Raw genomic sequence first — 22,698 nt, forward strand, 5'->3', positions numbered from 1 at the left:
ATATTACCCTAAACTATGATGATTTATCATAGAGACTAGTTGTTTTCAATGGGATTTTTAAAGGTAGTGCCATTATATAATAGTTCTTATTCACATATACATATCTAAGATCTAATTCTTTAAGCTCCTCTACTAAAATCTTTGTTAGATCAAATTAGGCATTATTTGTTATAATAACAGAGATGGTTTGAATAAAATACTAACTTACTTATATAATATTTTATTTAAGGAGAATTTGAATATATGAATTATTTTAAGAGATTAGAAGAGATTATTAGTGAAAACCTAAATAGTAGGGGTATGGATAAAGCCTATCTAGCTGGTGAAATTGAAAATGCAGCAAAGGAACTTATAAAATCAGATACTATTATAATTGTTACTGGATTCGTAATTAAAGATACATTGACTGGAGAAACCGATGGGCCATTAGGTGCTATTTCGGTTGCTAGCGCATTAGAGAAACTAGGGAAAAGTGTAGTTATTATTACAGATATATATTCTAAATCAATGCTAGAAGCTGCTTTAAAGTTGGTAGGTTTAAAAGCACCACTAGAAATATTTATTAAAGGTGAGGAGGATATTCTTTCTCAAAGTATACTGAGTACATATAAGCCAGATTGTTTACTAGCAGTAGAAAGACCAGGTGAAGCTTCCAATGGTAATATTTATTCTATGAGAGGAGAATGCCTTAGTGATATTATTCCAAGTATGGACTGTTTGTTTAGGGAAGCAGGGCGCTTAGGATTAACTACAATTGGTATTGGTGATGGTGGAAATGAAATTGGAATGGGAAAAATAAAACAGTATGTAATAGAAAATATTCCAAATGGGGATATAATAGCGGCATCCTTTGTTACAGATTATCTTATAGTAGCGGGTGTATCTAACTGGGGCGGACACGCTCTAGCTTCTGCCCTTTCCATGTTTTCGCAAGAGGACTTACTTTATAATGTTGAAACAGAAATACAGGCTTTAGAAGCTATAGTAAATGCTGGAGCTGTAGATGGTTTGACTAAGGAAAGAACCTTAACAGTTGATGGTATAAGCTTAGAAAATAATATTAGAATTTTTGAGATGATAAAATCCACAATAGAAGAAAGTCTAGCACTAGATAAAGGTGCATCTTGATATAATTCCTTTTCTTTTATAATTAGTCAATATGACACTAGAAAAATTTTAGATTGGTAAATCTTGCTTATTGGCTTTAAATACATTCATGTAACAAGTTATGATACAATTCTAATAGATGAAGCAATTTTGAAATAAAATACATAAGAAAAGCAGGTGAAATAATGAGAAGCAAGAGTAAAAGTCTTATTCTTATACTATTAATTTTGTTAACATTGATTTCAAGCTCAATATTTATTTCTGCACAAAGCGAAGTTACTATTAAACTAAATAATACTAAAATTAGTTTCCCTGATGTTAAACCATATATGGATGCTAAAGCTGGTAGGGTATTCGTTCCAGTTAGCTTTGTAGCAGAGCGTTTAGGAGCAGAAGTTAAGTGGGATCAAGCTAATAAGGCAGTAGATATTATTAAAGATAATACTAATATGAGATTTAAAATCGGAGAAAAAAGATTTACACTGAATGGTATAAATAAATCAATGGATACTGTTGCTTTCTTAAAGGATGAAAGGACTTTTGTTCCTTTAAGATTTATTAGTGAAAGCTTAGGCATAGATATTGAATGGGACCAAAAGACATACACAGTATCATTGAAGGAGAGAAATATCAATAAAGAATTTGTTGTTCAAGGTATTTCGGTAGGTTTAACCGAAGAAGATCTAATTTCTAAGCTAGGGCAACCTGATAGGAAGGATTTAAGTAAATACGGATTTGAATGGTATATTTATAATAGGGATTATAGTAAATATATTCAGGTGGGAGTAAAAGATAAAAAGGTAGTAGGTATATATACAAATGTAGATAATTGGAAGTCAACAAAGGGAATAAAGATAGGCATGGAAAGAGCAGAGGTAGAGAGGCTACTAGGAAAATCTTTAAACAGTGTTAGAAAAGGTAATACTGTTTACTCTATATATAATGTAGATGAAAAAGGACTTTATCTTATTGATGGAAGCTATGTATCTATTTTCTATGATATTCATGAAAATAATACTGTAACATCTCTGCAGATTATAGATGAAGATATAGAGCTTGGGTTAGATGGATATTATGGGATATACAGTGAAAAGCTAAGGAATAGCTTTGAAAGACAGATATTTGATCTTGCAAATGTTATTAGGGTAAGGAATGGTTTAGAACCATTTACATGGAGTGACGATGCAATGATTAGTTCAAGAAAACATAGTCAAGATATGGCTGATAGTGATTATTTTGAACATATTAATTTAAAAGGGGAAAGTCCTTTTGACAGAATGAAAAAGGAAGGTATAACCTATATATCAGCGGCTGAAAATATAGCTGCTGGAACTTCAGATGCTATTGAAACACATGAAGGCTGGATGAACTCAAGTGAACATAGAAATAGTATTTTAGGTGAATATAAAACCATTGGAGTAGGTGGAGCCTACAACTCAAGTAGCACATATAAATACTATTACACACAAAACTTTTTTACAGGGATATAAACAAAGACTCAGCTTATATGGAATTTTAATTTCATCATTATATAAATATTAAAAGAAAAACTACTAGGTACATTGAATATGCCTAGTAGTTTTTCTTTTAATTACAAATAATATAAGATTAGAGTATATTTTCACCTAATAAATTGTTTATAGCTTCTGTGCTATAGTTTATTATAAGTTCTTTAGGAAAATCTATTTCTTCCATAATATCTATACAATTAGTAAATTCTCCAATATCATAGGAAATATGAGCATCACTACCAAATATAACTTTAGTTTCATATTTTTTGCATAGGTTTAAAATAGATTTTACGTTTTCATAGGCTCCTGTTCTAAAGCTATCAGGCTTTAAAGAAGAATTATTAACTTCAAGGGCCACATTATATTTTTTAGAAGCCTTTACTATAGCCTCATGATCTATAGGATATCTAGAATCATCAGGATGAGCTATAATTTTTACATAAGGATTTTTCATGGTATTTATAATAGCATTAGTGTTTTCTTCAATTGTACCTGGATTAATGCAAGGTGGATGTAAACTAGCTATAGCGTAGTCTAATTTTTCTAAAATCTCTACAGGCATGTCGATATTTCCTTCATAGTCCATAATATTAGCTTCTACACCTTTTAGTAAAATTAATTCATCTATTTTTCTAGGCACTACGGATAAATTAGAAAAGTAAAATACGTGAGTACTGCCAGGCATAGAAGGTGCATGATCTGCAATACCTAAAACCCTAAGGCCTTTCTCCTTAGCTCTTGATATCATTTCCTCCATTGTACTGTAAGCATGTCCACTAACAATAGTATGACAGTGTATATCTATTAGTGCTTTCATTTGTTCAACCCTTTCAAATTCTGTTTATTTAAAGAATCTATTATTTAAATTATATCATATTAGTCAAATCCTTTTCCTATTCAACTACTAATAATGTCTTAGCAAATTTACTAATACCTATAGCTCCAATTGGTGCAGTTATAATTATGGATAAGACTGAAATAGCTAGAATAAGATCTCCAGAAGCAACACCTAAAGATAGTGGTATGGAGCCTATTGCAGCTTGGACTGTGGCCTTAGGTACGTATGAGATAACACAAAATACTCTTTCTTTAAAATTTAAAGCACTTCCTATTAAGGAGATTAATACGCCTATACTTCTACCTAAAAGTCCTAGTAGTATTAATATAATACCTACTTTTCCACCGCCAGCAGCTACACCGATATTTACCTCCGAACCCACTAATACAAAAAGAAGTATCTCTGCAAATACCCATACTTTATTAAGCTTTACAGCTAATCTTTTACCTATGTCAGGGCTCTTCTCTAATATTATAAATCCTATGGTCATAACACCTAATAATCCTGCCAGTTGAACTCTATTCTTTAAAAGATCTTCCAGTGCAGAAATAAGAATTCCTAATCCGAGAATAATTAATACCTTTTTTGTATCACGAATAGGATATTTTTTAAAAAGTTTAATTAATATTAAACCTGTCATAACACCAATAGCAATACCTAAAATAATAGCTAATGAAATTTCAAGGATTTTAATACCTATATTAACCTGTTTTCCACTATATAAGCCTAAAAATGTACTAAATATTGTAATAGCAAAAACATCATCTATTGAAGCACCTGCCAATATTAAAGTTGGTATATTTTTGTTAGTCCCTATTCTATTCTCCATAAGATTTAACATTTGAGGTACTACCACTGCTGGAGAAACTGCGGCAATTATAAAACCAAGTATTCCACCTTGAATAAAAGAAAAACTTAAAAACCTAATGGAAGCAAATGCAATAAAAAATCCTTCTATTAAACCTGGAATACAGCTTAATTTTATAGCTGTTTTTCCTATTCCGCTCAAAGATTTTTTATTTATTCCTAGTCCAGCCCTTAATAAAATAATAATTAAGGCAATTCTTCTAAGGTCTGCAGAAATGCTGAGTATATCAGTACTAAGTATATTTAGCCCATATGGACCTATAACTACTCCAACAACAAGCATTCCTAATAGTCCTGGTAAATTAATTTTTTCCAAAACTGCATTTACAAATAGTCCAAGCAAAATAATTATGGCCAAATCTACTGCCATTATAACACCTCCTTAATATTAAACAAAAAAACTCCTACAGATACAATTATATAATTGAATCTGTAGGAGTCATTAGCCTTTGGCAATTATGGTGAACTCCATCACCTTATATTATGTTTTATTTTAATTACACTATACTTTAAATTTATATATAGGTCAAGATAAAAGTATTGAGTAATAATATTATAGATAAAAATCTTATAATGGATATATAAATATGTTATTATTGTTTTTAAGTAGATTAGGAGGTATGTTTATGGAATGTAGAACTGGCTGTGGAGCCTGTTGTATTGCGCCTTCAATATCATCACCAATACCAGGTATGAATGGTGGTAAACCTGCAGGCATTAGATGTATTCAACTAACAACGGATAATAAATGTATGTTATTCGGAAAAAAGGAAAGACCAGCTGTATGTATTAATCTAAGGGCATCGGATGAAATGTGTGGCAAAGCTTCAGAAGAAGCTTACTCATATTTAGAATATCTTGAGAAGGCTACAGCTATTATTAATATATAATATATATTTTATAATAAATTGGGGGAGGGATATAATATGATATTTTACTTTACAGGTACAGGAAATTCTCTACAAGTAGCTAAAGATATATCTAAGTATCATGGAGAAAAGCTTTTTTCTATATCTGCTGCAATGCATAAGGGAGAAGAGAGCTATGAATACATCCTAAAGGATGATGAAAAAATAGGCTTTGTTTTTCCTGTATATGCTTGGGGTGCTCCTAAGATGGTATTAGATTTTATTGCAAAACTAAAACTAAGTAACTTTAAAGATAATTATGTTTTTGCAGTAGCCACATGTGGAGAAAATATAGGAAGTACTATGAAAGCCTTTGAAGATAAGCTAAAGAAAAGAAATATAATTTTAAATAGTGGATTTTCTGTAGTAATGCCAAGTAATTATATGATTATGGGTATGGATGTAGATTCCATAGAGGAGTCTAAGAAAAAGTTATTAAAAGCAGATAAAATTTTAAAAGAAATAAACAAAGTGATAGAAGAAAAGCAAAAAGGTATTTTTCAATTGGAAAAAGGACATTTGCCGAATATATTAACATCTGTTATAAATCCGTTATTTACGAAATTCTCAATTAGTACAGAGAAGTTTTATGCAAAGGACAATTGTATCTCCTGTGGTATTTGTGAAAAGGTTTGTAATACTAAAACTATAAGGATAGATAGAAAGCCTACTTGGGGAGATAAGTGTACTCAGTGCCTGGCCTGTATAAATATTTGTCCGGTTAGAGCTATAGAATATGGTAAAGCTACAGTAAAAAAAGGAAGATACAAAAACCCAAATATAACTGTGGATGAGTTAGTAGTGGAATAAATTAAAGGGGACGATTCCTTGGCACTATGTGGCAAAGGAACCGTTCCCTTTAATTATTTAAGGCTTTAGAATATCGTCCCATTTAGCTAATTCCACCTTATCATTACTTATATCTTTAATTTTAACAGAATTTTTAAACCGATTAAGTCTATCTTTAGCCATATTTATCATTTTTAGAACTCCTGCATTCTTTGTTGTTGATGTTCCTCTAATTAGTTCATTTAAGGCAGGGTCATTAACTATAATAGTTATTTCGTCATCCTGATACTTTTCTAATTCTTTCAAAACAGTCAACAGTGCAAATGGACCTACTACTGCCGGTTTTTTATAATCTTTTAGAAGGGACTCTTTTAATATAAGATCTTCACCGTTATAAATACGATATCTGATCTCTATATCTTCTCCTTCATAATATGCTGAAATTCCAGCCAAATAAACTGTAATCATTTAAACCACCATCTCTTTCATTTGTGATCTTTTTTATGTAATATATCCTTTATTATAGAACAAACTAATATTATTTAATACTTAAATTTATAAAAGGAGTGATTTTTTGAATAAGCCAGGAAGGACTCCCTTAATGAGAGCTAAAAATCTAGAAAAGTATCTAGGTGTAGAAAAAATATATTTAAAACTTGAAGGAACAAATCCTTTTGGACATAAGTTTGATAGAATTTCTGAGGTAATAGTTAAAGATGCGCTAAGTCATAAAAGTAAAGGTCTTTTAGTGGATGGTTCTGACGATTATATTAATTCAATTATCCATTTTTGTTATAAGAATGATCTAAGTGTAAAAATTCCTTTATTCAAAACCGAGAGATGGAAGGAAAATTTATTTGATAATAAGTTTATTATAGACTTTAGAAGAAAAAAAATAGATAATAAATATCAGTTTGTAGATAAATATTGTAGAGAAAATAATTTCTATAATGCGTCTAATCAGTATGCAAATAGACATCTTAGTATGATCTCTCTGCAGAAAATAGGCGAAGAGATCGCTGAAAAATTAGGAGATAATATAAGTACCGTATTTACTCAGCTGAGTTATGGATATACAGTATCAAGCCTCTATAACGGGTTTGTCAATAAGTGGGTTGAAGGGGATATAAATAAATATCCTAAAATATTTTCATGTACCATACCAAAGGGGAATGCTATATTTGATGATTATAAGAGAAATATGAAGATAGGTGATCTTGAAGAGTATGACATAAAGGTTAATAAATATACAAGAAATCTATTTACGGGAGAAGGGGTACTTCTTGGAGATACTTTGAAAGCTATACATGATACAGATGGTAAAATAATATCTATAGATGAAAAAATTTTAAAAGAAAGTGTTCAAGTTCTAAGAAAACAAGAAAATATAATACTATCTACGGAAGAAGGTTATTCATTTGCTGGATTTTACAAGCTTGCTAAAGAAGGAAAGATAAAAGATGGAAAGCATGTAATAGTTCTGAATGACGGTAAAAGTGACCTAGAGCTTTATCGAGTTACTAACTTTGACAGATATTCTAAAGAAACAATTGTACAGTGGATAAAAGAGTGGCTACAAAATTATTCGGACCCTATACAAGAAACTGAAGATGCAGTTGAATCTGCAGTAAAATCTGGATTTATAATTATAGCCCTTAGAAATAACGTACCTCAAGCTGTATGTGTAGTTGTAAACCTCAATTTTAAAGACTTTATTCCTACATATCATCTAGGTTATATAGCTACAAAGGAAGGAAATAAAGGCCGAGGTATAGCTACAGAGCTTATTAATCAAATAATAGAACTAACAGATGGTAAGTTATCTCTTCATGTAGACCTGGATAATAAAAGGGCTAGAAAGCTATATGAAAAGTTAGGGTTTAAAACAGCATATTATAGAATGATATATTCTGCTGAATAATATAAGATAATAAAAAGCCATGCTGACAATAATATTAAGAAAATAAGATTGTTCAGTATGACTTTTTATTTTTAAAAAATATAATCAGTATTATCTTTTCTATCTCTAAATTCCTTGGAAAAGCATTATATTATTTTGCTAATCCTCGAAGATATTTACGTCTTTTAAACTTATATACAAACAATATAGCTAATATCATAATTAAAGTACATACTCCTGCCACTATTAAAGAAGGAATAAGGTTTCTAGTGTTTGATCTATTCCTACCTCCACCCATGTCTCCACCAGGAAAACCTTCACCTCTTCCAGGACCATTTTGGAAATTTTCTAGATTCATATTTGGAGGCATATTTTTCATAAATTCTATTGCTGTATCATCAAGTCCTAATTCTTTTAGCTTGTTAATTTGAGAATCAGTTAATTCTTCTCCATCAGCTGTTTGCATAATTGCCATAATCTCTTCCATATTTTCTGGGTTAATATTATCCTGCATAAAGCCACCTTGCATATTGTTATAAGGATTATCTCTATTTATATTTTCTTGGTCTCCAACATTAGGAGGGTTACCCATATTCATATTATCTTGATTCCTATTATTAGGACGATTCTCATTACCCATATCATTAGGCATATTACCTGGTTGACCCATATTATTAGGTCTATCCCTATTATTGCCATCACCAGCTCCGTTAGGTCCGGCCATTCCACCAGCTCCACCACCCATACTACCAAGGGCATTTAAGTCCAAATCTACTGTACCAGCTGTTGTTTCTCCTGCTAATTGTGCAATAACACTTTTAGCCCTTAGTTTACCAAATTCCTTAAGAACAGGAAGGGATGCAGTATATTGCTCGTAGGTGTAAAATGCAGTTGCATCATTTTTTACATATTCATTTATTAAATTATCTAGATTACTAACAGTTGTTTTAAACAGTCCACTATTAAAATATAACTTAACTGCTTCCTCTAAATATTTATTATAAATCTCTTTATACTCTGGAACTTCAAGTAGTTTGCTAATAAGAGGGTAATTTTCTCCATTGCCGCTATAAGGAGTATTAATTGAAAAATCTACTGCTTGTTGCCCATTCCTAACTTGAAAACCTCCAAAAGCCATATTAAGATCCCAAGGTAAAACAGAGAATACACCATCTTTTTCATATAGAAGATAATTATGATTAAAATTACCGACATAACTATCTAGGTTAACCAATAACGTGTTTACGGCAAAATAGCGTAGTATTTCATCAACGTCCAAGGATTTTTCTAAGTCTGTTCCATTATTAAGGTTTTTAATCATTTCAACTACCTTATCAAAATCCTTATCTGTAATTTTTATTTGAGCGTTATCTTTAATACCCTGGTAGCTGGAATGATTTTCATCTACCCACTTTAGCGAAGAACCAGTATCTTCAGCTTTATAAAGATTGCCATAATCCTCACCAAAATTTCTACTTAAAAAATTTTCTTCAGTAGCTTCTACTGCAAGATAGAGTCCCCAAGGTTCGTCATTTATATTTATATTTGCAAAGGAATTTAGAGGGGTAACTATATCCATTTTTTCAAACAAATCATAGGCAAGATATTCCTTCATATAGGTTGCGTCGGTTATCATATTATTGATAACTAATTTATCAAGTCCATAATAGTTTTGGCCCTTAACATATTTATCAAATTTTATTTTAAAGCTAAATCGATCTGTTGTATCATCCTGTGCAACAGTTCTAAGGCTAGAATTTCCCTTTGGACGAATACCAACATTATAAAAAGTTTCACCATTTATAGTTATATCAGCACTTCTATACTCTTCATCTAAAGCATTTTCTATAATCCAATCCCAATCTTCTTGTTTCATTTTTATACTAATTTCTGCTATCTCATCTTTTTTGAACAAACGGCTAGCATACTCCACTTCAGTAGTTGAAGATGGAGTTATGCCTAAGCTTTGGGGAGATAATATAAAAATAGATGTAAAGATTATAGTAACAATCATCAAAATTATTATAATTAAATTGATATGTCTATTTCCTAACATTTAACATCACTCCTAAGACATATATTCACCGTTGTAGCTTACAAGTACAGCGTTATTTACTCCTTCAAACTTAGTTATATCGTTGATAAATGTTGTGGACATATTTTTAAGTCTTATTTCTACAGATAGTTCTATATTATTGCCAGATGATACGGTTTTTGATTTTATAACATATTTGCTAACTCTACCTCTTATAAACTCTATTACATTATCTTCGCATTTATCTCCACTCATATTAACAAGCACTATATAGGGATTATCTGTACTTTTCTTATTAACAAATACAATTAGTACTAGACCTATAAAAAGTGATCCTAATACTGCAAGGGGAATAAGCCCTGCACCAATGACAATACCAACACTTATGGACCAAAATAAGAAGGCAATATCGATGGGCTCTTTAACAGCAGAACGGAATCTGACAATAGAAAGTGCACCAACCATACCAAGAGATAGCACTACATTAGATGTAATTGCTAGAATTATAAAAGTTGTAACCATTGTCATTGCCATAAGGGAAGCACCAAAGTTAATAGAGTACATTACACCTTTAAATGTTTTTTTGTAAACTAAGAATATAAATAAGCCTAATACAAAGGCAAGGCCCATGGCCAGAACCATATCTAAAAGAGAGAAAGATGTTACTTTTTCAAGAAAACTTGACTTAAAAATATCATTAAAAGTAATTTGTTTTGCTGCATTCATTTTTCAAACCTCCATTATTAATATTTTAAATTAGCCATATATTCTACAAGCTGCATATTTAGAAACTGATGTGCTTCTATGCTCATTTGTTTGTAGCATATCGCTTATTATCTCAGGTAGAAACTCATCAAATTTAACCTCTAAAATGCTATATCCTGTAGGATACATGCCTATTGTAGGTAAATTTGGATTAAGCAAATCCTTAGAAAAAATACCAGTTTTAATATTACTATCTATAGTAATTCTCACATTACCAGGTTTATACATATAGGCTTCTCTAGTGTAGTCCACCACAGTCTTAGGTCGTAAAAACTCGTTTTGCATTTTAATATAAAGCTCTAAAAGTAAAGGGTTATTAGAGTCTAACATCCAAGCTATGTCTCCTTCTACTATACGTTTACAGTTTTCATAGCTTATTTGCACAGAATCCTTTAAACATAAGCCTCTGGTTTTACTTTTTTTTTCAAGTTTTATAAACGAAGGATCATCATTATAAAAACGAATTCTAAACTTTTCACGATTATTAACTCCATTTATTTTTTCTAAAAGGGCTTTGTCATTAAAGTTATCAAAGTATAAACTTCTAATTTTATATTTGCCATCTTCAAGAGCAAAAGTATCTGGACTCATTATTTGTTTTAACCTAGTTCTTAAAATACAATTGTCTAAACTATTAATAAAATGTTTTATTTCATGTCTGAATTTTGGTTTATTCATTTATTTACCTCCTTTCTATTATCAATGTCCACATATTTAATTTACAGTATGATCCTTAATTTAATCTTAAACTGAAGATCAAATTGAATAATTTTAAATTTAATCTTGTTTTAAGCTTTGTATGCTATAATAAAGAAAATTTATATCAATATATAGTCAAGTTAAAAATATAAAAATAAAAGGCGTGATATAAAATGAAGGTTTTGTTAGTTGAGGATGAAAAACAATTATCAGAAGCATTAATGCAAATTTTAAAACAAAATAAGTATATGGTAGATGGGGTTCATAACGGTGAAGATGGCCTGGACTATGCTTTAACAGGTATTTATGATGTAATAATCTTGGATATAATGCTACCAAAACTAAATGGACTTGAAATATTGAAAAAGATAAGAGAAGAAAATATTTCTACTCCTGTTATATTGCTTACAGCTAAAGGAGAAGTATCAGACAAGATAAAGGGGCTGGACTGTGGTGCCGATGATTATCTTCCAAAACCATTTTCTACAGATGAGTTATTGGCAAGGCTAAGAGCATTAACTAGAAGAAAAGGCGAAGTGATAAACGATGACACATTGTATTTTGGAGATTTTTCTTTAAATTTATCTACCTACATACTTGAAGGTAGGAAAGGTAATGTAAGACTAGCACTTAAAGAATTAGAAATACTTAAATATTTTCTATTAAGGACTGGAATAGTAGTCAACAAAGAGGATCTTATAATAAAGATATGGGGGTATGAATCTGAAGCCGAGAATAATAATATAGAAGTATATATATCTTTTTTACGGAAAAAACTTCAATATATTGGGACACAAGCTAAAATATCTACCATTAGGGGAGTAGGTTATAAATTGGAGGAGTAAATATGTTTAAAGAATTAAAACAAAAGTTTGTTATTATAAACATGTCCCTTTTAACCTTTGTTTTTGTAGCTATTTTTATTGCAATATATATACTAACCGCATTCGGTGGGGAGCGTCAACTAGCTTTTGATCTTGATAAAATTATCAATGCCCCTCCAAAGCCATTCCCAGGAGGGCCGAGGGTAGCTACAAGTCTAGTTGTAGAGTTAAATAAAAACAATGAAATTATTGTATTCTCCTCTTTTATAGCTATGGAGGAAGATATTATTAAAGAGGCCGTATCGAAAGCCATAGAAATACACGAGGATTCTGGAAAAATTAAAGCGGGAGATTTTAATTATTCTTTTCTTAAAAGAGAAACTCCTTTTGGCACAAAAATAGCATTTGTTGATAGAAGTCCGCTTCAGGAAAGTTTAAGAGATATTTTGATTATCTTTGTTATAGTAGGTGGGGGAAGCCTTATTGTATTATTTTTAATTAGTGTATATTTAGCTAATCGTACTATTAAACCTATTAAAGAAGCCTTTGAAAAACAAGAGCAGTTTGTTGCAGATGCATCCCATGAGCTTAAAACTCCACTGGCCATAATTAAAACCAATTTAGCTGTAATTTCAGCGAATCAAGAGGAAACTATAGAAAGCCAGTCAAAGTGGATCGGTTTTATACACTCACAAACCGAAAGAATGTCAAATCTTATTAATGATATGTTGTCTTTAGCTAAAATGGATTCATTAGAACAAGCTTTACTTTTCCAAAGTTTTAATTTAAGTAATGTGTTAGATGGAGTCTTATTATCCTTTGAGGCAGCCCTATTTGAAAATAGTATTGAACTAGAGACAGATATTCAGGAAGAGATATATTTTTACGGGCATAAGGAAAGTTTTGAGCGTTTAATTAACACATTAGTAGATAATGCAGTGAAAAACACACCCAAAGGTGGTGTGATTTCAGCAAATTTAAGATATAAAAAAAGTAATATAGAAATTGTTATAAAAAACACTGGGTTAGGGATTATGCCTGAAAATACTGATAAAATATTTGAAAGGTTTTATCGTGAAGATTCTTCTCGTGCAAGAGAGAGTGGTGGCTATGGCCTAGGTTTAGCTATTGCAAAATCAATTGTACAAAAACATAACGGTAAAATATATGTTGAAAGCAATATTGGAGTTGATACTTCATTTATTGTGAAGCTACCTCAAAGCAGGGTATAAGGATTGGCAAAATATATTAAGGGTACAGTTAATCGACATAATGTGTCGACTAACTATACCCTTTGTTTATCATTAATTATTCTTCTGCAATTATTCCGCCAAATTCCAGTTTATCTTCTAATAAAGATAAACCTCTTTTAATAAATATTACACCAGTAAGAGCGGCAATAGCATCTGTTACTGGATATGTTATCCATGCTCCCTTTACACCCATAGTGTTTACTAAAACAATAACTATAGGTATGAATAATAACAGTTGTCGGTATATAGATAAAAAGAAACTAACTCTCGCTTTATTTATTGCTTGATTATAGTAAATAGAAACATAGTAAATTCCAATAACTGGGAAAATAATAATTGTAGTTCTAAAGGCTTTAACCGTTTCGACTAAAATATCAGCTTCTTTTATAAAACTTGCAAATATTTGAGTTGAAAAGATCATCATTCCACTCCATAAAATTACCGAAGTAGCGGAAACCATTTTAGTTGTTATATCAATAATTTTATTTAGTTTTTGATAATCTTTAGCGCCATAATTATAGGCTGCCAAAGGCTGCATTCCAGAACTAATCCCAATAATAGTAATATACATAAACATAGATACCCTTGTAATTGCTCCTACAATGATAATAGCTGTATCTCCACCAGTAGGTAGTAATAGATTATTTAAAACAGCTATTACTATAGCATCTGATATTTCAACTATAAAGGTTGCAAATCCTATCGATATAATAGATCTTGATATATTTAAATCAAAGGACATTTTAAGTTTTAAATTAAAATCTCTTTTACAGCTATACATTTTTACTAAAGCGTAGATAAAACCAATAGTTTGTGATGAAATAGTTGCAATTGCAGCTCCTGCTACGCCCATTCCAAATATTGCTACTAATAAATAATCTAACACTATATTAACAATAGTACCAATGGAAAGTGCAGTTACAGTTACTTTAGGATTACCAAGTGCAATAATGCAATACCCAAAGATATTAGTAAAACTCAAAAATAAACTGCCTATTAAAACTATTGAAATATATTTTTCGGCAATTGGATATATTACATCACTTGCACCTAAATTGTAAATTAAACCTTTTCTAAATAAAAAGATTAATATTGGAAGCACTATAGAAAATATTAGTCCTAAAGTGATAGCGTTAGCAATATTTTTATTTACCTTACTATAATCCTTTTCACCTAAGGATCTAGCAATAGAAGTAGAAGTACCAACTCCTATTAGTAGAGATGTAGCTATTATTAATCTTTGAATAGGAAAGGCAATGCCTAAGGCCCCAACAGCATTGGCACTTACATATTTACCTACAAAAAATGTGTCTACCATATTGTAGAGCTCCGAAACTAAAATGGTTATTACTCCAGGTACAGCAAATTGAATTAGTGCTTTTAATACATTGTTCTCTCTAAATATTTTAGTTTGATCTTTCATATTATCACCTCATAGTCAACGCGGCTTAGTAAAACCTACCAGCTGGCTTATTTAGTTGTACTTTACGTTAATTTTCATTTTATATTTTATTTCCTGTATTGTTTCGTTCCTCTAACTATTATATCATAGGATATTCCAATGTCATAACTTTAAAGAAGTTTTAAGAAAAATGATGAAATTTATAGAACATTAAAGCGAAGAAGTAAGCGCAGCAGCAGCTATGGTAGAGATAGCTAATAGATACATAACAATCAGTATACACTACATAAAAAGTCTAAGATATTTAATTTTATCTTAAACTTTTTTACTAGAAGAAGCGTATAGTTAAGCCTATATGGACAATATAAAACTAGTTTAGTAAAATAAAATTAAAGGGGGAGTTTAGATGGATATAGTAAATGATTATACTATAATTAAAATGAAAAAGCAAAAGAATATAGCACTTATTGCACATGATAATAGAAAAGAAGATTTAGTAAATTGGGTGAAAGCAAATAAAGATAGGTTAGAAAATCACTTTTTATGTGGAACTGGAACTACTGCTAAGCTTATTGCAGACACTGCTGAGTTACCAATTATAGCTTTTAAAAGTGGACCTTTAGGTGGAGATCAGCAGATAGGATCTCGTATAGCAGAAGGGAATATAGACTTTATGATATTTTTTTGGGACCCATTAGAAGCCCAACCTCATGACCCTGATGTTAAAGCATTACTTCGTATTGCAGTTCTATATGATATACCTGTTGCAAATAATCGTTCTACAGCGGACTTTTTACTTTCTTCTCCGCTGATGAATGAGGAATACGATAGGAAAATAATTGATTATTCTAAAAGGATAAGTAGTAGGGCTAAAGAGTACAGTAATAATATAGGTAATAAATAAAAAGCCAATGAAAATTTAGATAAGGAGAGCTCATATGATTAAAAGAATAACAATAAAATTAAATGTTATTGAAGGAATGCTTTATTACTGGCAAGCAACTGCTGAAAAAGAAAAGGTAGGAGAGAATTATATAATTAATATGGCAGAACTACCTGAAATGACTTATCTATATGATAGTGAATTTAACCAAGAATCTATGCGAAAAGTACTTAGTGCCGTGTCTAACAGAGAAGTTTTAAATAGTGATAGCAAAAAAGAAAGAAAGTTTTGGAACAATAATATGTGGATGCTAGAAGATTTAGAGTATACAAATATGATGGTTAAGCCATTAAAGACTTTAAATTTAGATTCAATAATAGATGAATTAAATAGTAAAAATGGGTCAGAGAAATATGAAGAACTTGAGGTGATTTTCCTACCTGGACATCAAGATGAATATTCGATTGTAGGAAACAAACTAATTATTAATTTTTTTAGAGTTAAGCCAGATTTATATGATGAATATAAAATAATGATTGGAGAAACTTTATTATTAGACTATATTGAGGAAAAATTGATAGAATTGATTAGTGAGTAAATATTTTATCTAAAACAAATAAAAGACCTAAACACTTCTAACCAATTAGTGTTTAGGTCTTATTAAGTTTAAAAAACTTTTTATTAATTTTTTTAATAAAGGCTCTCGGCTTAGTCCAACTTTAATCTTAAATTTTGCTATTGTGGTAGATGGAAAAACACCCTGTCTATTAAGTTCAAATATAGGGTCTCCAGTTTTTACGAAGCCTTCTTTAACTGTAAAGGCCATCTTATATTCCAAATCATGTAGAATCTGAATGGTTTCATCCGTATAGTGACCATATGGGTAAGCAAAGTAGGGATTATGTACAAGCTCTAGGTTTTTCCTTAGATCCTCTTTTACTTCTGCCCTAGGCTTGGTTACTACATAACTTTTATTATCATCAGTTAAGTAATGAAGTTTATGTGTATGACATGCAAACTTAAAAACATCTTGGCTTAACTCCATCTCTTCCCAGCTAAGATATTGTATCTGAGTAGGGTCGAATGAAACTGTTGTATCGGAAATTCTATCCGTAATCATAAATATTGTGGAAATAAATCCGTATTCTTTTAAAATTGGATAGGCATATTCATAATTACTCTTGTAGCCATCATCAAAGGTAATTAGAACACTCCTTGAAGGTAGCTCTCTTTCTCCAAGTATAAATCCTTCAAGCTCTTCTAAGGTTATACTACTATATCCTTCGTTGTATAATAATTCCATTTGTTCTTGGAAATTTTCTACGGATATAATAGAAGCATTATTTTTCATAGTATTCTCTTCATCTTTAAGTAGATGATGATAGACCAAAACAGGAATTTTTTTAGCAAACCTAGTTGAATCAGAGATAGAGCTATTATCAATACCTGCAGGTTTTACCATATTAGGAGAATAGATAGATCTAACAATAAGAGCTGTAAATATTAAAGTTAGTATTAGTAACAATAGTGATTTTTTACTCATGGTGTATCTCCTTCTTAAATAGTATAGGAACAATTAGTTAGTAACCTGACGTATCCATTCGCTTGTTCTTAATCTTTTTAATGCGAATACTACCTTTGTTACTTCCTCTAATCCTACCAATAGTACTACTATTTCTACTGGAAATTTAAACACAAATGATCCTAGAAAAGCTAAAGGGACTCCTACTCCCCACATAGTTAAGGCTTCTACCTTGAGGGCATAACCTGCATCCCCTCCACCTCTTAAAATGCCTACTATAGTAACTACGCCAAGTACTTTTATACACATTATAAGAGAAGTAATATATAAAATTTTTAATGCGCTATTGTGCACTTCTTCTGAAATATTAAAGAATGAAAGTACAGTGGGTGCACTAAGGGCAAGTATAATTCCTATAAAAATCCCTACAATTATAGAAAGTTTTACAAATCTTCTTGTATATTCCTTGCCTTCCTCTATGTTTCCAGCTCCAACTTGATGTCCTATCATTACCGCGGCACCGTTTGCAAGACCAAAGGTAAATACCATAAAAATATTTTGAATTGTAGTTGTAATCTGTACAGCAGCCATAGCCTGTGTGCCTAAATTACCATAGGCAATAGCATAAATAATCATAGCTATAGCCCAACACATATCATTTATAACTACAGGAATAATAGTTCGTAAAGCTCTTTGTATAAAGCTTTTGTTTATATCTAACATTTGTTTCCACTTAGCTGATAAAACTCCTTTTTTAGCATAAATATAAAAGATTAAAACTATAGCTTCCACTATTCTAGCAATCAGAGTAGCAAGGGCAGCTCCTTTTACACCCATTGCAGGGAAACCTAAGTGTCCAAAGATAAAAATATAGTTTAAGCTTGCATTTACTAGTAGGGCTACTATGCTAACTAGCATAGGTGCAACTGTATCTTCGACACATCGGGATGATACTCCAAATACTAAGGATACAGCAGTAAAAACATAGCTTATAGAAACTATCTTTAAATAATGTATCCCAAGCCCGATTACATAAGGGTCTTTATTAAACAGTTTCATTATTGTCTCTGGCATTATAAAGGCTATTATTGTGAAAAGAATAGAAAATATTATACTGGATATTAGGCTGAGTCCTAAGGTTCTACGAATATTTTCTTTATCTTTTTGTCCCCAATATTGAGATATAAATATTCCAGCTCCGCTTGTTATACCAACTATTAGAAGATTAAATAAAAAGAAATATTGGTTAGCTATACCTACGGCTGCAATTTCAATTTCTCCTATTTTACCTATCATTATAGTATCCACCATGTTAATAGAAGATGTAATAAGATTTTGTATAACAATTGGTATTGCTAGTTTTAATAGTGTATTATAAAAAATTGATTGTTTGTTTTGTAATTTTTCTACTGTCATTGTTATCACCTTTCATTAAATAAGGACTCAGTTTATGCGGAGTCTTACAGTCTCTAACTATCAATAAAAAAACACCTTGAGGATTCAGACAAAGTGTTTTTGTACTGTTTTGTTTTCACCATACATGTATGCTATTATACCATATAAAAGATATTTCTGCTATTGAATGTACATTACTTTGTTCAAAAGGGGGACTAAAAATGAATATAGATATAAATTTACCCATAGCATTGTTTAATGGAACTGTTGCCACTGCCAATAAATAGAATAAATATATCCCATGCAATCTAAGACTTCGAGAAATTGTTATATAGAAAAGAGAAGATAAACTCCATAAAATTGTATGGAGCTTCTTCTCTTTTTAAATGATTATTAATCTTCAAATAATGGAGTAGATAAATAACGTTCACCTGTGTCGGGAAGAATTACAACAATGTTTTTTCCTGCATTTTCAGCACGTTTTGCAAGCTCTGTTGCTGCAAATATAGCCGCACCAGATGATATTCCTACAAGAAGACCTTCTGTTTTAGCAAGTTCTTTCCCAATTGCAAAAGCATCCTCATTACTAACTTTAATTATTTCATCATAAATTTTTATATTAAGAGTATCTGGAACAAAACCTGCACCAATACCTTGAATTTTGTGCGGCCCTGCCTTGCCCTCTGAAAGAACAGGTGAGTCAGTAGGCTCAATTGCCACAATTTTAATATCAGGATTTTTTGATTTTAAATATTCACCAGCCCCTGTTATTGTTCCTCCTGTACCAATACCAGAAACAAAAATATCAACCTTACCATCAGTATCATCCCAAATTTCTGGTCCTGTTGTTCTCTTATGGATCAACGGATTGGAAGGGTTAGAAAATTGACTTGGAATAAATGAGTTTTCTATCTCTGCTGACAGTTCATCAGCTTTCTCAATTGCACCCTTCATACCTTTTGCGCCATCTGTAAGTACAATCTCTGCCCCATAGGCTTTTAAAAGATTACGTCGCTCTATACTCATTGTTTCAGGCATTGTAAGAATTATTCGGTATCCTCTTGCAGCTGCAACAGATGCAAGACCTATTCCTGTATTCCCACTTGTCGGTTCAATGATAACTGAATTAGTTTTTAGTAGGCCTTTTTCTTCAGCATCAACAATCATTGCATAGGCAATTCTGTCCTTTACGCTGCCTGCTGGGTTAAAATATTCTAGTTTTGCAATTATTTTTGCACCCAAATCATGCTTCTTATTATAGTTTGAAAGCTCTAGAAGTGGGGTTTTCCCAATAAGCTCAGTTAAACTTTTGTGAATTTTTGACATGATCAACACCTCCATTTATACCATACTAAATCGGTATGTTTAGTATGGTATTATTATATTCTTTTAGTTTAAAATTATCAATAGTTTTCCCAAGAATTTTAATTTAATAAAAAATAAGTAACGGAATTTATTTAAATATTTAAAATAATGACATGAAAATTTCGTATATAAAATAAATTATGATACCATGGAAAGTAGAGTAAAATATGGCGAAATCCAAAGGAATAACGAAAAAGTTTCTAAGAAGATAAAAGACAATTAAGGGGGCATAATTTTATGACAAATAGTATAATTTCATGCAATAAAAAAGAACAGCGATGTAGTCATATAGTAAAAAATATTATTTTATTAAGTATGTTGATAGGAATAACATTTATTGGCTTTAAAAACTATCTATTATTCCATATAACTGTAGAACTATTTGCTATCATTATTGCTGGTACTATTTCCATCATTGGTATCAATACTTATACAAATAATAGAAATCAGAGTTTAATTTTTTTAGGAATTTCCTATGGATTTGTTGCTTGTTTTGATTTGCTTCATGCTCTTACATATAAGGGAATGATGATTTTACCAATTGAAGGAGTAGATATACCTACACAGCTTTGGATTATTGCTAGGTATATAGAAAGTACCTCGCTTTTTATAGCAGGGTTTTCTTGGAAGAAAAATATTAATTTTCAAAAAATTATCGGATCTTACTTTATTGTTTCTGTGATTTTACTCTTAAGTGTAATTGGTGGGGATATATTTCCTAGTGCATTTATAGAAGGGGTAGGGCTAACCTATTTTAAAATTATAAGTGAATATCTTATTTGCGGCATTTTAGCGGCTAGCATAATATTATTCCATAAAAATAAAACCCTATGGAATAAAAAAACTTATTCTTATATAATAGCATCAATTTTAATTTCTATTCTATCAGAATTTTTTTTTACTTTATACATAGATGTATATGACATATTTAATATGATAGGTCACATCTTGAAAGTAATTTCTTTTTACTTAATGTATAGAGCTATTATAAAAATTGCAATTAAAATGCCTTATGAAGAGCTTAATAAGAGTGAGCAGAGGTATCGCAATTTAATTGAATTATTTCCTGATGGAGTATTTGTAATCAAAGACGATAGAATTATTTTAGCAAATCATAGATTCAGTCAATTGCTAGGTTTTGAAAATTCCATGCAGTTAGTAGGAAAACATTTAAAAGATTACGCTACGCAAGATTGGTATCCTATAATAGATAAATATACAAGAACAATTAATCCAAATGATAAAAAACAAATTTTTAGAGAGGAAGTGTTGTCCTTAGAGGGAAGAGATATTATTTCAGAGGTTATAATGGCTCCTTTTCAATATGAAACTCATAATGCGACCCTCATTGTTTTACGAGATGTGTCGGAGCGAAAAAAGGCTCAGGAACTTGAAAAAAGTATGGAGGAAAATAGAAAGAGATTAGAGGAGTCTTTAGAATACGATAGAATGAAAACTGAGTTTTACAGTAATTTATCTCATGAAATGAGAACTCCTCTAAATTTAATTTTTAGTACAGTACAAATTCTAGAATTAGAGTTAAAAAATAAATTGATAGATGCTAATGATCCCGTCATCAATAAATATATTCTTTTATTACGACAAAATTTCTATAGAATGTTAAAGTTGGTAAATAATCTACTGGATATTACAAAGATGGATGCTGGATATTTTAAATTAGACCTTAAGGCTCATAATATCGTTAATGTTGTAGAAGAAATTACATTATCCATTGTGGATTACACAGAAAAGAAAAATATTACTTTATTATTTGATACAGAGGTGGAGGAAAAAATAGTATATATTGATCCTAATGCTATAGAGAGAATTATATTGAATCTTTTATCAAATGCTATTAAATTTACGGATGCTGGGGCAGACATAATTGTGAATATTTATGATAGACAAGATAAAATTTTAATTTCTGTAAAGGATACTGGTATAGGAATTCCTAAAGATAAATTGAAAGGAATATTTGACCGTTTTACCCAGGTAGAGAAAACACTAAAAAGAAACCAACAGGGAACAGGGCTAGGATTATCATTAGTAGAAACTTTAGTGAAATTGCATGGTGGAAAAATTTATGTTTATAGTGAACTTGGAAAAGGAACGGAATTTATCATAGAACTACCTACTCAAAATATAGACTATGAAACTTGTCATATAGAAGATTATGGAGTAGACGAATGGCAAAGTAAGTATGTAGAACGTATTAATATAGAACTTTCGGATATATATCCTACTATTCAAGCAAAATAGAGACGATTTCGCCATATTTTAATTTAATTCACAAAAACCACTTACAACTTCTATTATAAGAAGTTGTAAGTGGTTTTTGCTATATTTGGATTAGTAGTTGGTACTGTTGTAGCAATTGAGGTAATTATTTAGAATCCTTTGGTAATGATTTTGATGCACTGATAGCAGGAAGTACATAGCGAATATATACTTTAAATTAAAATATTTTTTTATGAAATTTTTATTTAACGCTAAAATGAACCGTTATTCTGATTATTTGTCAATAGCTTATTGCATAATTAATAATTATCAGAGCCATACTACCTAAGAGATATACTAGTAAAAATATGGGGATTTTAGATGAGAATCAAAAACATAAACCAATACATTGTGGAAA

Annotated in this window: 20 protein-coding genes and 1 riboswitch; of the genes, 10 read left to right on the forward strand and 10 right to left on the reverse strand. The window is 30.6% G+C overall.

Going from position 1 to position 22,698, the window contains the following annotated elements; translation table 11 throughout:
* Nucleotides 1-243 precede the first annotated feature (243 nt).
* Both KQI88_RS06810 and KQI88_RS06815 read left to right on the forward strand, forming a co-directional pair.
* Entirely contained in the window at nucleotides 244-1,128 is an 885-nt protein-coding gene (locus KQI88_RS06810; RefSeq protein WP_216415599.1) for a DUF4392 domain-containing protein, read from the forward strand.
* 164 nt (nucleotides 1,129-1,292) lie between these two features.
* The gene (locus KQI88_RS06815) at nucleotides 1,293-2,597 is read left to right on the forward strand and encodes a CAP-associated domain-containing protein (RefSeq protein WP_216415600.1); all 1,305 of its coding nucleotides are present in this window, start codon (nucleotides 1,293-1,295) and stop codon (nucleotides 2,595-2,597) included.
* Nucleotides 2,598-2,715: 118 nt separating this feature from the next.
* Here the strand turns inward: KQI88_RS06815 and KQI88_RS06820 are convergent, their stop codons facing one another.
* Together KQI88_RS06820 and KQI88_RS06825 are read right to left on the reverse strand one after the other, a co-directional pair.
* Nucleotides 2,716-3,435, reverse strand: a complete 720-nt coding sequence (locus tag KQI88_RS06820) for a phosphatase (RefSeq protein ID WP_216415601.1) — start codon at nucleotides 3,433-3,435, stop codon at nucleotides 2,716-2,718.
* Between the two features lie 76 nt (nucleotides 3,436-3,511).
* Nucleotides 3,512-4,693, reverse strand: coding sequence for a cation:proton antiporter domain-containing protein (locus KQI88_RS06825; protein ID WP_216415602.1), 1,182 nt, complete (start codon nucleotides 4,691-4,693; stop codon nucleotides 3,512-3,514).
* Between the two features lie 56 nt (nucleotides 4,694-4,749).
* A riboswitch (Fluoride riboswitch) is annotated at nucleotides 4,750-4,808 on the reverse strand.
* Nucleotides 4,809-4,949: 141 nt separating this feature from the next.
* Here KQI88_RS06825 and KQI88_RS06830 point away from each other — a divergent pair.
* Together KQI88_RS06830 and KQI88_RS06835 are read left to right on the forward strand one after the other, a co-directional pair.
* Nucleotides 4,950-5,213 (forward strand): YkgJ family cysteine cluster protein, encoded by a 264-nt coding sequence (locus KQI88_RS06830; RefSeq protein WP_216415603.1) that lies wholly within the window; start codon nucleotides 4,950-4,952, stop codon nucleotides 5,211-5,213.
* A gap of 36 nt (nucleotides 5,214-5,249) precedes the next feature.
* Nucleotides 5,250-6,041 (forward strand): EFR1 family ferrodoxin, encoded by a 792-nt coding sequence (locus KQI88_RS06835; RefSeq protein ID WP_216415604.1) that lies wholly within the window; start codon nucleotides 5,250-5,252, stop codon nucleotides 6,039-6,041.
* A 57-nt stretch (nucleotides 6,042-6,098) separates the two neighbouring features.
* On the opposite strand, the gene KQI88_RS06840 is transcribed toward KQI88_RS06835, so the two are convergent.
* Complete coding sequence (locus KQI88_RS06840; RefSeq protein WP_216415605.1) at nucleotides 6,099-6,488, reverse strand: hypothetical protein; 390 nt, start codon at nucleotides 6,486-6,488, stop codon at nucleotides 6,099-6,101.
* Nucleotides 6,489-6,594: 106 nt separating this feature from the next.
* On the opposite strand from KQI88_RS06840, the gene KQI88_RS06845 reads away from it, so the two are divergent.
* Nucleotides 6,595-7,941 (forward strand): pyridoxal-phosphate dependent enzyme, encoded by a 1,347-nt coding sequence (locus KQI88_RS06845; protein WP_216415606.1) that lies wholly within the window; start codon nucleotides 6,595-6,597, stop codon nucleotides 7,939-7,941.
* Between the two features lie 130 nt (nucleotides 7,942-8,071).
* On the opposite strand, the gene KQI88_RS06850 is transcribed toward KQI88_RS06845, so the two are convergent.
* The 3 genes from KQI88_RS06850 to KQI88_RS06860 are packed head-to-tail and all read right to left on the reverse strand — an operon-like array spanning nucleotide 8,072 to nucleotide 11,398.
* On the reverse strand, nucleotides 8,072-9,976 hold the full coding sequence (locus KQI88_RS06850) for a CotH kinase family protein (RefSeq protein WP_216415608.1): 1,905 nt from the start codon (nucleotides 9,974-9,976) through the stop codon (nucleotides 8,072-8,074).
* 12 nt (nucleotides 9,977-9,988) lie between these two features.
* Nucleotides 9,989-10,681, reverse strand: a complete 693-nt coding sequence (locus KQI88_RS06855) for a DUF4956 domain-containing protein (RefSeq protein WP_216415610.1) — start codon at nucleotides 10,679-10,681, stop codon at nucleotides 9,989-9,991.
* A gap of 30 nt (nucleotides 10,682-10,711) precedes the next feature.
* Complete coding sequence (locus tag KQI88_RS06860; RefSeq protein ID WP_216415612.1) at nucleotides 10,712-11,398, reverse strand: polyphosphate polymerase domain-containing protein; 687 nt, start codon at nucleotides 11,396-11,398, stop codon at nucleotides 10,712-10,714.
* Between the two features lie 194 nt (nucleotides 11,399-11,592).
* Here KQI88_RS06860 and KQI88_RS06865 point away from each other — a divergent pair, with 194 nt between their 5' ends.
* Both KQI88_RS06865 and KQI88_RS06870 read left to right on the forward strand, forming a co-directional pair.
* Nucleotides 11,593-12,264 carry a response regulator transcription factor gene (locus KQI88_RS06865; RefSeq protein ID WP_216415614.1) on the forward strand — a complete coding sequence of 224 codons (672 nt, stop codon included), beginning with the start codon at nucleotides 11,593-11,595 and terminating at the stop codon, nucleotides 12,262-12,264.
* Nucleotides 12,265-12,266: 2 nt separating this feature from the next.
* Nucleotides 12,267-13,475: a sensor histidine kinase gene (locus KQI88_RS06870; protein WP_216415616.1), complete on the forward strand. Its 1,209-nt coding sequence runs from the start codon at nucleotides 12,267-12,269 to the stop codon at nucleotides 13,473-13,475.
* Between the two features lie 76 nt (nucleotides 13,476-13,551).
* On the opposite strand, the gene KQI88_RS06875 is transcribed toward KQI88_RS06870, so the two are convergent.
* Nucleotides 13,552-14,919, reverse strand: a complete 1,368-nt coding sequence (locus tag KQI88_RS06875; RefSeq protein WP_216415618.1) for an MATE family efflux transporter — start codon at nucleotides 14,917-14,919, stop codon at nucleotides 13,552-13,554.
* A gap of 385 nt (nucleotides 14,920-15,304) precedes the next feature.
* Here KQI88_RS06875 and KQI88_RS06880 point away from each other — a divergent pair, with 385 nt between their 5' ends.
* Both KQI88_RS06880 and KQI88_RS06885 read left to right on the forward strand, forming a co-directional pair.
* A complete protein-coding gene (locus KQI88_RS06880) occupies nucleotides 15,305-15,802 on the forward strand; it encodes a methylglyoxal synthase (protein ID WP_216415620.1) in 498 nt (165 codons plus the stop codon).
* A gap of 34 nt (nucleotides 15,803-15,836) precedes the next feature.
* Nucleotides 15,837-16,379: a TDE2712 family protein gene (locus KQI88_RS06885; protein WP_216415622.1), complete on the forward strand. Its 543-nt coding sequence runs from the start codon at nucleotides 15,837-15,839 to the stop codon at nucleotides 16,377-16,379.
* Nucleotides 16,380-16,424: 45 nt separating this feature from the next.
* Here the strand turns inward: KQI88_RS06885 and KQI88_RS06890 are convergent, their stop codons facing one another.
* From KQI88_RS06890 to cysK, 3 genes are all read right to left on the reverse strand, one after another.
* Complete coding sequence (locus KQI88_RS06890; RefSeq protein ID WP_216415624.1) at nucleotides 16,425-17,324, reverse strand: polysaccharide deacetylase family protein; 900 nt, start codon at nucleotides 17,322-17,324, stop codon at nucleotides 16,425-16,427.
* A 33-nt stretch (nucleotides 17,325-17,357) separates the two neighbouring features.
* Entirely contained in the window at nucleotides 17,358-18,719 is a 1,362-nt protein-coding gene (locus KQI88_RS06895; RefSeq protein ID WP_216415626.1) for an MATE family efflux transporter, read from the reverse strand.
* A 372-nt stretch (nucleotides 18,720-19,091) separates the two neighbouring features.
* Nucleotides 19,092-20,024, reverse strand: a complete 933-nt coding sequence (cysK, locus tag KQI88_RS06900; RefSeq protein ID WP_216415627.1) for a cysteine synthase A — start codon at nucleotides 20,022-20,024, stop codon at nucleotides 19,092-19,094.
* A gap of 276 nt (nucleotides 20,025-20,300) precedes the next feature.
* Here cysK and KQI88_RS06905 point away from each other — a divergent pair, with 276 nt between their 5' ends.
* Complete coding sequence (locus KQI88_RS06905) at nucleotides 20,301-22,322, forward strand: sensor histidine kinase (protein WP_216415629.1); 2,022 nt, start codon at nucleotides 20,301-20,303, stop codon at nucleotides 22,320-22,322.
* The last annotated feature ends 376 nt before the right edge of the window (nucleotides 22,323-22,698 follow it).

Source organism: Alkaliphilus flagellatus, assembly GCF_018919215.1.
GTDB classification, from domain to species: domain Bacteria; phylum Bacillota; class Clostridia; order Peptostreptococcales; family Natronincolaceae; genus Alkaliphilus_B; species Alkaliphilus_B flagellatus.

Excerpts from the sequence above, each read along its gene's own strand:
- KQI88_RS06810 (WP_216415599.1), top strand. The coding sequence starts at position 244 with ATGAATTATTTTAAGAGATTAGAAGAGATTATTAGTGAAAACCTAAAT.
- KQI88_RS06815 (WP_216415600.1), top strand. The coding sequence starts at position 1,293 with ATGAGAAGCAAGAGTAAAAGTCTTATTCTTATACTATTAATTTTGTTA.
- KQI88_RS06820 (WP_216415601.1), bottom strand. The coding sequence starts at position 3,435 with ATGAAAGCACTAATAGATATACACTGTCATACTATTGTTAGTGGACAT.
- KQI88_RS06825 (WP_216415602.1), bottom strand. The coding sequence starts at position 4,693 with ATGGCAGTAGATTTGGCCATAATTATTTTGCTTGGACTATTTGTAAAT.
- KQI88_RS06830 (WP_216415603.1), top strand. The coding sequence starts at position 4,950 with ATGGAATGTAGAACTGGCTGTGGAGCCTGTTGTATTGCGCCTTCAATA.
- KQI88_RS06835 (WP_216415604.1), top strand. The coding sequence starts at position 5,250 with ATGATATTTTACTTTACAGGTACAGGAAATTCTCTACAAGTAGCTAAA.
- KQI88_RS06840 (WP_216415605.1), bottom strand. The coding sequence starts at position 6,488 with ATGATTACAGTTTATTTGGCTGGAATTTCAGCATATTATGAAGGAGAA.
- KQI88_RS06850 (WP_216415608.1), bottom strand. The coding sequence starts at position 9,976 with ATGTTAGGAAATAGACATATCAATTTAATTATAATAATTTTGATGATT.
- KQI88_RS06855 (WP_216415610.1), bottom strand. The coding sequence starts at position 10,681 with ATGAATGCAGCAAAACAAATTACTTTTAATGATATTTTTAAGTCAAGT.
- KQI88_RS06860 (WP_216415612.1), bottom strand. The coding sequence starts at position 11,398 with ATGAATAAACCAAAATTCAGACATGAAATAAAACATTTTATTAATAGT.
- KQI88_RS06865 (WP_216415614.1), top strand. The coding sequence starts at position 11,593 with ATGAAGGTTTTGTTAGTTGAGGATGAAAAACAATTATCAGAAGCATTA.
- KQI88_RS06870 (WP_216415616.1), top strand. The coding sequence starts at position 12,267 with ATGTTTAAAGAATTAAAACAAAAGTTTGTTATTATAAACATGTCCCTT.
- KQI88_RS06875 (WP_216415618.1), bottom strand. The coding sequence starts at position 14,919 with ATGAAAGATCAAACTAAAATATTTAGAGAGAACAATGTATTAAAAGCA.
- KQI88_RS06880 (WP_216415620.1), top strand. The coding sequence starts at position 15,305 with ATGGATATAGTAAATGATTATACTATAATTAAAATGAAAAAGCAAAAG.
- KQI88_RS06885 (WP_216415622.1), top strand. The coding sequence starts at position 15,837 with ATGATTAAAAGAATAACAATAAAATTAAATGTTATTGAAGGAATGCTT.
- KQI88_RS06890 (WP_216415624.1), bottom strand. The coding sequence starts at position 17,324 with ATGAGTAAAAAATCACTATTGTTACTAATACTAACTTTAATATTTACA.
- KQI88_RS06895 (WP_216415626.1), bottom strand. The coding sequence starts at position 18,719 with ATGACAGTAGAAAAATTACAAAACAAACAATCAATTTTTTATAATACA.
- cysK (WP_216415627.1), bottom strand. The coding sequence starts at position 20,024 with ATGTCAAAAATTCACAAAAGTTTAACTGAGCTTATTGGGAAAACCCCA.
- KQI88_RS06905 (WP_216415629.1), top strand. The coding sequence starts at position 20,301 with ATGACAAATAGTATAATTTCATGCAATAAAAAAGAACAGCGATGTAGT.